Raw genomic sequence first — 12,747 nt, 5'->3', positions numbered from 1 at the left:
CCTGAAAAAGGTACTAGCAACTTCGGCTTTTGGGTTGGTTGCTCTCAGCGCGCACGCCCAGAGCAGCGTGACGTTGTACGGCATCGTGGACGCGGGGATCGGCTATCAGAGCAGCCAGACGTCACTTGGTTCGACAACGGGTGGCCGGTCGGCGGTCAAGATGGTCAACGGTATCTGGGGGGGGAGCCGCTTCGGCCTGAAGGGCAGCGAGGATTTGGGCGGCGGCACGAAGGCGATCTTCCAGCTGGAACAGGGCTTCAACAGTGCAACGGGCGCTCAGTCCGTCACAGGCCTCGGCTTCAGTCGTCAGGCGTATGTGGGCGTGACGAATCCTACCTCCGGTACACTGACGGCAGGCCGCCAGTACACGTCGTACTACAACCTGCTCGCGCCCTATAGCCCTACAACGTGGCTAATTGGCGCCTATGGCGCCCACCCGGGCGATATCGATGCGCTCGACGTGGATTACCGCGTGAACAACTCGCTGGTGTATACGTCACCGAATTTCCATGGTCTGACGGCAGGCGGCTCGTATTCGCTGGGCGGTGTGCCGGGCAGCCTTAACGCGGGTTCGACGTGGAGCGCGGCATTGCAGTACCTGAGCGGTCCGTTTGGCATTGCTGCGGGCTTCCAGCGCATCAATAACTCGACGCCCGGCGGCGGTGCGTGGGGCGCGGATTCCACGACGTCGAATGCCGGTGCGCAACCAGCTGTGTCGGGCATTAACAACGGCTATCAGACGGCGCAGGCCCAGCAGCGGGTTGCTGTGACAGGCGGTTACGCGTTCAACTCCCAATGGGACGTGTCGTTCTCGTATTCGAACGTGCAATACATTCCCGGCGTCAATTCGGCGTTCCGCAACGAAGCGATCTTCAACACGGCTGGCGCAGTGTTGCACTTCAAGCCGCTGACGGCGCTGGATCTGGCTGCCGGCTATAGCTATACAAGGGCAACGCAGTCAAATGGCATCACAAGTGCGGCGCGCTATCAGCAATTCAATCTCTCACAGTACTACAGCCTCTCTAAACGTACCGGACTGTATGCGCTGGAAGCCTACCAACGTGCGGGCGGCCAGACTTTAGCGCCGAACAAGGCCGGTACGTCTACGAGCATCATCAACGCAACGGCTGATATCGGAGATGGTCAGAACGGCGCGCCGTCCTCGTCACGCAGCCAGTTCGCGGCAGGCGTGGGCATCATCCACCGGTTTTGATCGGGTAGGCGAGCAGCGCCTTCTTGCCGACTCCGCCCTTGAAGACGGGCTTAATGAAGATCTGGCGATGACGGTCGATCAGCGCCTTGACTTCCTCTTCGCTGGCGCTCGGACCCAGGATTTCGCTGGCCGGAAATCCGACGAATTGCAGCAGGCGCGCGCCGTGCAACATACCGGTGATTTGCATGGAAATGTCTCCTGAAGTTTAAGCAATGCACTTCGCTTGCTTACAAAACAGCACGTTGCGGGCGGACAGCGGTGAGTTCAGTCGCGAGATGCCGGTTCGCCGGGACGCGGCGATTCGCGAGCAAAGGTTGTTGGAACCGAATCATTCGGAGCGGGGCGCATAGGCATTTTGGTCCCGCCGCTCTGCGGGCCAGGCGACGAGATGCGTGCCTTGCGCGACTCGTCAGGCGACGGTCGCCGATCGCTCCGCTGCACCGCCTCGCCGATAGAGCACAAGCGTCGCGACGAGGCCACATACGGCTGCGAAACTCAACCAATAACCGGGCGCCGCCTTGTCGCCGGTCACTTGAATGAGATAGGTCGACACGGCGGGAGTAAATCCGCCAAAGACGGCGGTTGCAAGGCTGAAAGCGAGCGAGAAACCAGCGACGCGCACGTTGACCGGCATGACTTCCGTCAGAGCCGCGACCATCGCGCCGTTATACATCCCGAAAAAAAACGACAACCACAGCAGCACCGCGAGCATGCGGCCAAAGCTTGGCGCGGCCGCCAACCAGGAAAGAGCCGGGTATGACGAGCAGATGGCAAGCAGTGTGATCGCGATCAGGATCGGCCGGCGCCCAATACGATCCGACAACGCACCGCCGATCGGTAGCCAGATAAAGTTGGATATGCCAACACAGATAGTGACCAGCAGGCTGTCCGCAGTCGTGAGCTTCAGCACCGTCTTGCCGAAAGTCGGGGTGTACACGGTGATCAGGTAGAACGTGGTGGTCGTCATCGCGACGAGCAGCATGCCTGCAAAGACGGTGCGCCAGTTTGCCAGCATCGTTCGAAACACCTCGCCGACGCGCGGATGATGGCGCTGCTTCTTGAACTCCTCCGTCTCCTGCAATGAGCGCCGCAGGAAGAAAATGAACGGCACGATCGCACAGCCAAGGAAGAACGGAATACGCCAGCCCCACGCGCCAATCTGATTCGCCGTCATCCAGTTGTTAAGGAAATAGCCGAGCGCCGCTGCGACCACGATGGCGACCTGCTGGCTCGCCGATTGCCAGCTCGTATAAAAGCCTTTGCGGCCTGGGGACGCCATTTCCGCAAGGTACACCGAGACGCCGCCGAGCTCGGCGCCGGCCGAAAAGCCCTGCAGAAGTCGTCCCGCCAGCACCAGTGCAGGCGCGAGCATGCCGATCGTCGTATACCCCGGCACGCATGCAATCAGGATCGTGCCGCTCGCCATGATCGACAATGTCACGATGAGCCCCTTACGGCGGCCGACTTCGTCGATGTACGCCCCAAGCACGATGGCGCCGAGCGGTCGCATCAGGAACCCCGCCCCAAAGACGGAAAACGTCAACATCAGCGATGCGAACTCGCTACTGGACGGGAAGAACACCCTGGCAATCTGGGCGGCATAAAAGCCGAATAGAAAAAAGTCGAACTGTTCCAGAAAGTTGCCGCTGGTGACGCGCAGGACTGCGCTGAACTTTGACGTGCGAGCGCCAACCGGATCTTTCGCCGCTAACGATGAGGCGTTCATGATTTGTCTCCATGGATGTATTTTTATTGCTAACGGCCGGTCGACAGCGTTCGACCGGTTTGCGGTCAGTCGGACCCGGTTTGCGGGGTATTGACTTGTCGCTTTTCGATCGACGACTTCAGGAGTGCAGCCGACCGATAGACTCCGTGGGCAAATTTGCCGTACGGCAGCGTGGCGAAGAGCGCCATGACTACGCCCAGGTGTGCCGCGAGCAACCATGCCATTTGAGCGGTGTCGCGCCAGGCCAGAAGCGCGAGCCCGGTTGCACTGGTGAGCAGGAGCAGCGCAATGAAGCCTCGATCCATCGGTCGCTGCTTCGGATCGCCGTGATTCGGGTGGCGGCGCAGGTTGAGCCATAGCAGCCCCGCCGGCCCAATAAGCAGGCCAATCCCGCCCGCGGTGCCGAGGAGCACAGGCAGGGTGAACAATGCGTAGGGAGCGTGCAGTCCGAGCGCGTAGTGATAGAAGGTCGCGACGACGGTGGCCGCGAAGCACAGCATGAAGCCGTAGAACGTGAAATGGTGAAAGCGGCGACGGGCGAGTGTGAACGCGTCGCTCGATTCATTGCAGCCGTCTCCGTGCCCGCCGTCGAGGTAAGTCAGTGCAAGCACATGCTTCGTAGCCTCGGCGACGGCGGGAACCGAGGCCGCCGTCCCGGCGGACACATCACGCCAGAATCGCGTCACGCCGGCTCCGAGTGCAAGGATCGCAAAGCCGAATACCGCTCCAAAAAGCGCAGCCAGCAGGTTGTGCGGGAACACAGCATAGAAGTTTCCGCCCAAGCGCTCGCCGGTGAGTGACCCTTTCAGCCAGACGCCGAGAATGAGAAAAAACGCGAGACCGGCTGCAAGCGCGAGCGAGACGGTCAGGCCGTTGCGCTTGTAAAGCGCGCCCATAAAGGATGGCCATGCGTATTCGGCGTAGGTCTCTATCCGAACCTGAGCCATCGCCTTCGGTACGTTGACCGCGAACTCATGCGGCGGGGCGTACTGGCATGCGTGGTAGCACGCTCCGCAGTTGTGGCAAAGGTTGGCGAGATAGTTGACGTCGGCCTTGCCGAACTCGAGTCGGCGCGTCATGGCCGGAAAGACTGCACAGAATCCTTCGCAATAGCGGCAGGCATTGCATATCTGCATCTGTCTTGCGACTTCAGCTTCGTTGTCGGTCAACGGAAGAACGCGAATGACCGGAGACGGCAGCTCGCTCATGGAGCGATGGATACCGGAGGGAGCCGACGCGAGTTCCTGAGCCTCGCGAGCCAGTGCTTCAAGCTTGTGCACGGTGAACTCCATGGTGTTGGGTAGCGGCCTCTGCCGCTTCAGCGCCCGCGATGCGTCCAAAAGCGGTGCCGATTGACATGCCGACGCCCGCCGTATAACCCTTGCCGAGCACATTGCCGGCCATCATTTCGCCTGCTACGAAAAGGTTGTCGCTTGGGCGTCCGCCGAAATGCACCTGGGCCTTGTCGTTGACCTTGAGCCCGAGGTACGTGAACGTGATGCCGGGTCGCAATGCATAGCCATAGAAGGGTGGCGTATCGATCGGGCGCGCCCAGTGAGTTTTCGGTGGCAGCAGGTTTTCCGTGTGACAGTCATCGAGCGCAGTATGGTCGAATGTCCCAACCCTGCACGCGGCGTTGTACGCGTCGATCGTCTTGACGAACGTGGACTCGGGCAGCTTCAGTTTTCGGGCGAGTTCCGGAAGTGTGTCGGATCTTTCACCCGGGAAGACCGGCGGCATGAATCGGCCGATGGCCTTGGCATCGATAATCGAGTAGCCGATCTGGTCGGGCTGCTGCGCCACAAGGCGGCCCCAGATCGCGTACCGCTTTGGCCAGAAGTCTTCGCCCTCGTCATAGAAGCGCTTCGCGTCGCGGTTAAGGACTACGCCGAGCGACACACAATCGATCCGGGTGCAGATTCCACCGTCATACAAAGGCGCGCGTGCGTCGATTGCCACACAATGCGATTGCGAGGGGTCGCCGATTGCATCCGCGCCCGCATCGATCATGAATTTCAGCAAGACGCCCTTGTTGAAGCGGGTGCCGCGAATCAGGAAGTTGTCGGCGGGCCACTCGCCGCGTTCATTCTGGCCCCACGCCTCTCGCAACCATTCGCGATTGGATTCGAAGCCGCCGGCCGCCAGCACGCACGCGCGTGCTTCAAAACGTTGCTTGCCGCTTCTCGCAGCGACGAACCGGTCGCCATCGAGCTCGATGGCGTCTATCGGGGTGTCGTAGCGAATCTGGACGCCATACGCTTCAGCGCTGCGATAATACGCATTGACCAGCGCCTTGCCGCCGCCCATGAAAAACGCGTTGGTCCGGGCCACATGCAGCGCGCCTGAAAGGGGTGGCTGGAACCGCACGCCGTGCTTCTGCATCCACGGCCTGCAACTGGACGACGCACGGATCACGAGACGCGCCAGATGCTCGTTCGTCAGGCCGCCAGTGACCTTGAGCAGGTCCTGCCAGTATTCTTCTTCGGGATAGGCGTCGACCAGCACATCCTGGGGCGCATCGTGCATGCAGCGCAGATTTCGTGTGTGCTGGGAGTTGCCGCCGCGCCATTCCCTGGGTGCCGATTCGAGCAGTTGCACGGAGGCGCCGGCTTCGCGGGCCATGAGGGCGGCGCATAGCGCCGCATTGCCGCCGCCTATGATGAGCACGTCGATCATCTCAGTTGTCTCCTTTGAGACGAACTGTAGAGGGCGACGGCACCCGCCGCCATCAGCAAAGCGGCAAGGGGGCTTCAGGCTTCGTGAAGGGTTCTCTAGCGCAGAGTCGCGCCCGGCCAGCGGCCTTCGGCTACGACCGCCCGGGCGACATCGGCAAGTACGACCCGCGCAGCGAGCCCGGCGGGCGACAATTCGTCATCGGAGACGCTGACGATCAGGTTCGGTCTTCTGGCGTCGGCATCCGCGATCTGGACGCTCGCTAGAGCCGCGTTTTCCGGGCGCGCCAGCGCCGCGCCTGGCTGGATCGTTGCCCCAAGCCCGCCGCGCACCGCGTCCATCAGCATGGCAAGGCCATCGACTTCGGCGACGATACGCGGCTCGTACCTTGCGCGTTTGAATGAGGCGGCCAACAGCGCGCGCAGGCCGTGTGATCCGCTCGGCAGAATGAGCGGCAGCTCGCCGAGCTTCGCGATGTGTACTTGTGAGCCGGCAGGCATGCCGTGAAGCGTGCTGGTGCCGATGACGAACAGCCGTTCGTCAAGCAACGGTATGACGCTCCAACGTTGGGCCGGCTCCTCGTGGAACAGGATCGCGAGATCGATCTGCCGCGCGCCAAGCATGGAAGCAAGATACCCCGACAAACTCTCGACCATGCGCAGCCGGACGTCGGGGTAGCGTTCGCGCATCGCCTGCATGAAGGCCAATCCCAGTACGCCCGTGGTGCTCGGTGCCAGGCCTACGCTCACATGGCCCGAAAGACGGGCCTGCCGGGCGGCAAGCGCTGCATCGTCAACATGACGCAATGCAAGCTGCGCTTGCCGCCAGAACGCGAGTCCTGCGTCGGTTGGCACCACGCCGCTAGACGTGCGCTGCAGCAGACGGGTCGAGAGCTCGCTCTCCAGCCGGCTGATCTGCTGGCTGAGCGCGGAAGTGACCACGCCGAGTTCGAGCGCGGCGCGCCCCATGCTTCCGTGCTCCACGACACTGACGAAATATCGTAACTGTCGCAATTCCATGCGTTTCTCCGGAGAGTGGGCGTGGGCTCCATTCTGGCAGGGCAACGGAAAAGGGCAAACTAAACGCGCCCGCAACGTAACTCCTTGATTGGTCGGGAAGCCGATAAGCTCGGGATCTCAATCGGTCCTGGCGTCGAGCGTCTGCCTGTCCTCATGAAGCGGACATTGCATCCAAACGCGATAGCTTTGACGACGTGATCGACTCCTCATCACGCTGGCCGCGCCCGGGCAGTACACTACCGGTCCAGGCAAAAGCCAGGTAATCCCATTCACGTCAGACAGTCCATGGACTACTTCGCCGCAGTACGGGCCTTCGTTTGCGCAGCGGAACTGCAGAGCTTCAGCAAGACGGCCAATGCACTGTCCGTCAAGACCTCGACTGTCTCGCGCTACGTAAGCGAACTCGAAAGCGATCTGGGCATCGCCCTATTCAACCGGTCGACGCGCGGCCTCGTCCTGACAGAAGGCGGCCGACTGTTTCGTGAACACGCCTTGTTAGCGTTGCAAGCACTCGATGACGCGCGCGAAGTGACGTCGTCGCTAAATCGCACGCCACAAGGCGTGCTGCGCGTGACAATGCCACCGGCATTCGGCCGCCTGCACATCGTGCCGCATCTGCCGGCCTTCATGGCGCGCTATCCTGATATCGACCTCGACATCGTCTCTGCGGACGAAACGCTCAACATGATCGACGCGGGCATTGATGTGGCGATCCGTACCGGCGTGCTGCCCGATTCGTCATTGATGGCGAGGCGCCTGGCACCGCATCGTCGTATCGTCTGTGGCAGCCTGGCGTATTTCGCGCGTAGCGGCACACCACGTGTCCCTGGCGATCTGGCCGCGCACGATGCGCTTCGCGTACCCCCGGTACCGGACGACAAATGGTATTTCACGTTGGTCACCGCGGACGCGCGGGCGCTGCAAGAACAGGAACAGGTGTTGGTGGAATTGCAGGGGCGCTTGCGCGCTGACGACTCCGAAGCCGTGCTCGCGCTCGCCGTGGCCGGTTGTGGCGTGGCGCTGCTGCCGACATGGCTCACCTCTACGGCCCTGCGCGAAGGGCGCCTGCAGCACGTGCTGCCGGAATGGGAAGCACGCACCGGACGAGCCGAACCCGCGGTCTGGGCGGTCTACCCACCGAAGAAGACCGTCTCGTCGAAGGTGCGCGCCTTCGTGGATTTCTATGCCGAGGCGTTTGGCGAGCCGCCGTACTGGGACGACGGACTCGCACTGGAGCCTCAGCCTTAGTGGGCGAAGCGGATGTCTAGCGTGCGCAGGTAAGTCTGCAATCCTGCATCCTGGATCGGAATCACATAGGCGTTTTCGTTCGTTTCATTGAAATGTGCATGCCAGTGTCCCGGCGGCGTGACGAATGCCATTCCCGCTTCCCAGTCGACGCGCGTCGGATTCACGATATTGCCATCGCAGTCCAGTTCGGTTCCGACCAGCGTATAGACACCCGGCTTGCCGCCGGCGATGAAGTCTAGTGTAACCGACTGGTGCCGGTGCGGCTTCTGCACCGAGTTGGGTGGCACGATACCGAACATCGCCCACAACACATGCGTGACCGTGCGCGTCTGCGGAAAGTTGGTGTTGCCCATTAGTACGCTAATTCGGTTGCGACGACCCGCGTTCGCTTGTTCCGCGACCGCGCGCAAAGCTGCCTGCGCCTCGGCGGCCGGATAGCGTGTCGGCGCAAAGCGCGCATGTACACCGGTGGTACCAAGATAGGTCAGCAGCGGCGCGTCATTGACGTAATACAGCGTGGTCGTCGCAGAAGCGGACAGCACCGTGGCATGGCCGCCCGGGAACGTGAAGAAATCGCCCATCGAAAACGGGAAGTTCGTTTCCGACTGCTTCACGCTACCCGATCCGCTAATGACGTAGCAGACCTGCGAGGTCGCATTCGGATCGAGTGTCAACGCATCGCCCGCATTGATGCGCAGGAAGCTGGCGCTCAGACCGGGACTGGTCGCGGGACAGGGGCAACCCAGCTCGGCAGACAGATCGAGCGGCACGACCCGAGTTGCGCCGTCTGCATAAAGCGAAGGCGGAAAGTTACGGAACGGCACACGCGAAATGAGCTTCGCACCAATCGGATTGGCGGACGAGGTGTATTCGAAGTATTGCGCGTCTTCCGTGGCGACATTCGGTTCAGTGCGAACCGCGGGGGATGTCCTGGTCAGCATGGTTTTACTCCTTTCGACTTTTGAGGAGGCTTCGCGCGGGTCCATTTATGAGGACCCGCGTCCGAAGGCCGACCTGACTTTAGGCGCGCGGCGTTTGCGCCAGAAGTGCCGGACATCGAAATCACCTTTGCGCAAAAGGAACAACGTGCGACGGTTTCGAGGCGCGGCGGGTTATTCGTGCCAGGCCGCTATGCAGTTCATCATCGGCCAAGGTTCGACCAAGGGGCAATGTTGAACGAGGTTGTGTTGACGGGCCGAAATGGTACCGACAGCGGAGTTTTTTTTCGGACGCTGATCGACCGCTCCGGGTCGCCTGCTGCCTATCGCTACCCTCCGAGGTTGGGGTCTTGTATGCCAATTGTATGAGGCAGTGACCGGCCAATCAGGGACGCCCGGCACCAGTTATCCTACGAATGCTTTCGAAGTGTTAGCTGCCATCCCCTGCGGTGTGACCCCGCAAGTCTCCCGGTTTCCCTGCCATTCGTTGCGGAATTGCTGCATCATGTGCAGCAATTATCTGCACTTATCCCGCTTGATGCACGAGTCCGACTTTCCCATAATTTGACGCATCGAAAGGTCATCGGGAGACGGTCGGACGCGTCGATCACGAAATCAGCGCAATCGATCTCGTTCAACCTTTCGGACGGACCAATGGAATACGCCAATATTTTCGATAACCGTCACTCTGACGAAATCGCAGCCTTCCTTGCGGTGGCAAAGCAAGGCAGCTTCGTTGCAGCCGGGAAGCTTTTGAACCGCCACCCGACCGTGCTTTCGAAGCGGATAGCCGCGATGGAGGCACGACTTGGCGTCCGATTGATGGAGCGATCGACGCGACATGTTCGATTGACCCAGGTTGGGCTAGATATGGCGTCGCGTCTGCAAATCGCAATGGCGATGATCAGTGATGCAGAGCGGCAGGCAGCAAGTGAATCTGCCGACGTCCGAGGAAATTTGAGACTGGCGCTCCCTGCTTCGATGGGGCGTCGATGGATTGCACCGATACTGCCAGAGTTTATGGAGACGTATCCGGCGGTAAAAGTGGTTGCTGAGTTTGATGAGCGATTTGTCGATCTGATACGCGAAGGGTTCGACGCAGCTATACGTATCGGTGAGCTTGAAGACAGCCGACTGGTAGCAAAAAAACTGAGCACGCATCGCCGGATTCTGGGCGCTGCACCGTCCTATGTCAAAAGGCGAGGCCACCCCGCAGGACCGGCCGATTTGATAAATCACAATTGCCTTCGCTTTAGCGGATTCACATCATACCCGGAATGGAAGCTGGTTCGTGGAGAGGAGCGACACACCTGTCCTGTCGACGGAAGTTTAACGACTAACGATAGCGACACGTTGCTAGCAGCCGCAGTTTCGGGAGCAGGAATTGTCGGCGCGGGGGAGTGGCTTATGAATCAGGACATATCGCAAGGACGACTGGTCCGCGTACTGCCGGATTGGGAACTGGATTCAGCGGGAGACATATCTTTTGTCCGGCCTTCCGCCAAATATGAAGCAGCACCGGTGTCTGCCTTCAAAAGCTGGATCGAAAGCCGATTCAGGCACGGAGCACCGTGGGATTTTCCTCTGCGATGACGAGCCTTAAATAGGAGAACGACGTGTTGAAAGGTGTAGCTTTGTCCATCACAGCCACAAGCCTCTTTGCGGGTTTGTACTATTACTCTACGTTGCTGCACCCGCTGACGGGCGAGTTGATATTTGGCTGGCGGATGGTTCTCATGATGCCTTGCATCACCGTTTTCTTGATTGCAACTGGCGAGTGGAGCAAGGTTAAGGCATTGTGTTTCCGGATCAGAAAGCGTCCTCAGCTATTCCTTTACCTTGTGCTGAGCAGCGCGCTTCTGGGAAGCCAGCAATGGCTGTTCATGTGGGCCCCGCTCAATGGCCAGGCGCTTAACGTCTCCATGGGCTACTTCCTCCTTCCATTGGTGATGCTGCTTGTTGGCCGCTACTTCTACAAAGAGAGACTGAGCGGTATGCAGAAGCTCGCGGCCGCATCCGCAGCCATCGGCGTCGCTAACGAATTCTATCAAGTTGGCGGCGTATCCTGGACATCGCTCTTTGTCTGTCTCGGGTTCCCTGCGTATTTCGCTCTGCGGCGCAGGCTGAATACGGCTCACCTTGGCGGCCTCTGGTTTGACGTCACGCTAACCTTGCCCGCTGCGTTCTGCTTTGTCTCCCGCACGCCACACGATGCTTTTTCTACCGCCCCGCACCTGAGCGTTTTGCTTTGTTTGCTCGCTATCATCAGTGCTGCCGCTTTTATGGCCTATACGGCTGCGAACCGGCTGCTTCCATTCGGGCTGTTCGGATTGCTGGGGTATGTTGAGCCAGTTCTGATGGTGATGGTCTCCCTGATGCTTGGAGAGCGAATCCATGCGGAACAGTGGTTAACGTATATTCCGATCTGGATCGCGGTCTTGCTTCTCGCTGCCGAAGGTGGGATCAACCTGGCTGGCTTCAAACTGAAACGCCGTGCCCTTGCAGGATCGCCGTGCGACTGCAACTAAAGTGAAGCGCTCAACCAGCGGTCCAAATCTAGCCCGCGACCGGTCGCTTCCGAATGAGCATTCGACACTCCAAAAAGCGTGGCGAGTGGCCGTTCGGGGTCGCGTGCTGCCGATCGCCGTCAGGCAGGGATCGGCCAGGAACGGCCCGTCACGATCTGTTCGCGAACGTCAACTCATGAGGGGCGAGCGGCCCTTCGACGCGGCGATGCCTCGACAACGCTCGCCAGTGACGTCGATCATTTGCCGTAGCGGTATTGAGGGGGCGGTTTCAAAACCGAAATGCAACAGGTTAATGAAGGGTTGAAGGTGTTTGCGTGTTGGTCTCGAGCATGCGCGCAAAGACTTCCAGAGGCGAGTGAAAGGCGTGGGTAGCACGGGGCCTGCTGTTCAGGCTGTCGGCGATGTCGTCAAGTTCATCCTGGCTGTAGACCGAGAGATCGGTGCCCTTGGGCAGATACTGGCGTAGCAGTCCGTTGGTGTTCTCACAGGTGCCACGCTGCCACGGACTGTGCGGGTCACAGAAATACACGCGCACGCCGGTGGCGGCGGTGAGTTCCGGATGCCGCGCCATCTCCTTGCCCTGATCATAGGTCAGGCTCTGACGCAGTGGCGTGGCGATGGAGTTCAGTTTGGCGGTGAAGCCGGCCAGCGCTGAGGCGGCGGTGGCATCCTCCATCTTCGCGAGCAGGACAAGCCGGCTGGTGCGCTCGACCAGAACTCCCACGGAGGACTGGTTGCCCGCACCCTTGATAAAGTCTCCCTCCCAGTGCCCGGGCATGACCCGATCGTTCACCTCAGGCGGGCGTACGTGGATGCTCAGCATGTCGGCGATCTTGCCCCGTCTGTCGTTGCCACGACTGCGTGGCATTCGCGTGCTGCGAGCCTGGCGCAGACACGAGATGAGCTGGCGGCGCAGTTCGCCGCGCGGGTGTGCATAGATTGCGTTGTAGATGGTCTCGTGCGAGACGTGCATGGAAGGGTCATCGGGCCACATGCGCGTCAGCGTACCGGAGATCTGCTGCGGCGACCACTTCCAGCTAAGCAGACTGAGCACAATGCGCCACAGTGCGCCTTGGGGATTCAGCTTACCCGGCGTGCGCGCTGCAGCCCGCCGGTTCGAACTGATGGTCTGCGCGACTACCGAAGCGTAGCCGCGCACCGGACACGCATTACGCGCCAGTTCACGGCTGACGCTCGAAGCTGAGCGGTCAAGCGTGCGGGCCATGGCCCGCACGCTCAAACCCTGCTGTTTCATGCTGGCAATAGTGATACGTTCTTCAGGCTGCAACTGCTGATACTTTCTTGTAGTCATGTGCGCACCTTAGCAGATCAAGGTGTTGCACTTCAAAATTGATCGCGCCGGGCATAATGTCATCCGTGCGGCCCACCAGCCCCGACTTTG

General features: G+C 60.4%; 10 protein-coding genes and 1 pseudogene. 4 read left to right on the top strand and 7 right to left on the bottom strand.

Annotation, left to right across the window (positions count from 1 at the left end; genetic code table 11):
• Position 1 precedes the first annotated feature (1 nt).
• Entirely contained in the window at positions 2-1,213 is a 1,212-nt protein-coding gene (locus B0G77_RS23915; RefSeq protein WP_133664555.1) for a porin, read from the top strand.
• A 19-nt stretch (positions 1,214-1,232) separates the two neighbouring features.
• On the opposite strand, the pseudogene B0G77_RS23910 reads toward B0G77_RS23915, so the two are convergent.
• From B0G77_RS23910 to B0G77_RS23890, 5 genes and pseudogenes are all read right to left on the bottom strand, one after another.
• Positions 1,233-1,400: pseudogene (locus B0G77_RS23910) on the bottom strand (carboxylate--amine ligase); the annotation flags it as partial.
• 222 nt (positions 1,401-1,622) lie between these two features.
• Positions 1,623-2,939 carry an MFS transporter gene (locus B0G77_RS23905; RefSeq protein WP_133664554.1) on the bottom strand — a complete coding sequence of 439 codons (1,317 nt, stop codon included), beginning with the start codon at positions 2,937-2,939 and terminating at the stop codon, positions 1,623-1,625.
• Between the two features lie 65 nt (positions 2,940-3,004).
• Complete coding sequence (gene tcuB / locus B0G77_RS23900) at positions 3,005-4,219, bottom strand: tricarballylate utilization 4Fe-4S protein TcuB (protein WP_243751188.1); 1,215 nt, start codon at positions 4,217-4,219, stop codon at positions 3,005-3,007.
• Positions 4,206-5,615 (bottom strand): FAD-dependent tricarballylate dehydrogenase TcuA, encoded by a 1,410-nt coding sequence (gene tcuA / locus B0G77_RS23895; RefSeq protein WP_133664552.1) that lies wholly within the window; start codon positions 5,613-5,615, stop codon positions 4,206-4,208. Before tcuA ends, tcuB begins: the two co-directional genes overlap by 14 nt.
• Before the next feature lie 95 nt (positions 5,616-5,710).
• Positions 5,711-6,631 (bottom strand): LysR family transcriptional regulator, encoded by a 921-nt coding sequence (locus B0G77_RS23890; RefSeq protein WP_133664551.1) that lies wholly within the window; start codon positions 6,629-6,631, stop codon positions 5,711-5,713.
• A 285-nt stretch (positions 6,632-6,916) separates the two neighbouring features.
• On the opposite strand from B0G77_RS23890, the gene B0G77_RS23885 reads away from it, so the two are divergent.
• On the top strand, positions 6,917-7,879 hold the full coding sequence (locus B0G77_RS23885; RefSeq protein ID WP_133664550.1) for a LysR family transcriptional regulator: 963 nt from the start codon (positions 6,917-6,919) through the stop codon (positions 7,877-7,879).
• Here B0G77_RS23885 and B0G77_RS23880 read toward each other — a convergent pair.
• Positions 7,876-8,820 carry a cupin domain-containing protein gene (locus B0G77_RS23880; RefSeq protein WP_133664549.1) on the bottom strand — a complete coding sequence of 315 codons (945 nt, stop codon included), beginning with the start codon at positions 8,818-8,820 and terminating at the stop codon, positions 7,876-7,878. The genes B0G77_RS23885 and B0G77_RS23880 overlap by 4 nt on opposite strands.
• Before the next feature lie 651 nt (positions 8,821-9,471).
• Between B0G77_RS23880 and B0G77_RS23875 the strand changes: the two genes are divergently transcribed.
• On the top strand, positions 9,472-10,410 hold the full coding sequence (locus tag B0G77_RS23875) for a LysR family transcriptional regulator (RefSeq protein WP_133664548.1): 939 nt from the start codon (positions 9,472-9,474) through the stop codon (positions 10,408-10,410).
• 23 nt (positions 10,411-10,433) lie between these two features.
• A complete protein-coding gene (gene rarD / locus B0G77_RS23870) occupies positions 10,434-11,345 on the top strand; it encodes an EamA family transporter RarD (RefSeq protein WP_133664547.1) in 912 nt (303 codons plus the stop codon).
• A gap of 289 nt (positions 11,346-11,634) precedes the next feature.
• Here the strand turns inward: rarD and B0G77_RS23865 are convergent, their stop codons facing one another.
• Positions 11,635-12,657 carry an IS30 family transposase gene (locus tag B0G77_RS23865; protein ID WP_133664546.1) on the bottom strand — a complete coding sequence of 341 codons (1,023 nt, stop codon included), beginning with the start codon at positions 12,655-12,657 and terminating at the stop codon, positions 11,635-11,637.
• Between the last annotated feature and the right edge of the window lie 90 nt (positions 12,658-12,747).

It is taken from the genome of Paraburkholderia sp. BL10I2N1 (assembly GCF_004361815.1).
GTDB lineage: Bacteria > Pseudomonadota > Gammaproteobacteria > Burkholderiales > Burkholderiaceae > Paraburkholderia.
Note: the sequence above shows the minus strand (reverse complement) of the source record. Positions and strands in the feature narration are given on the sequence as shown.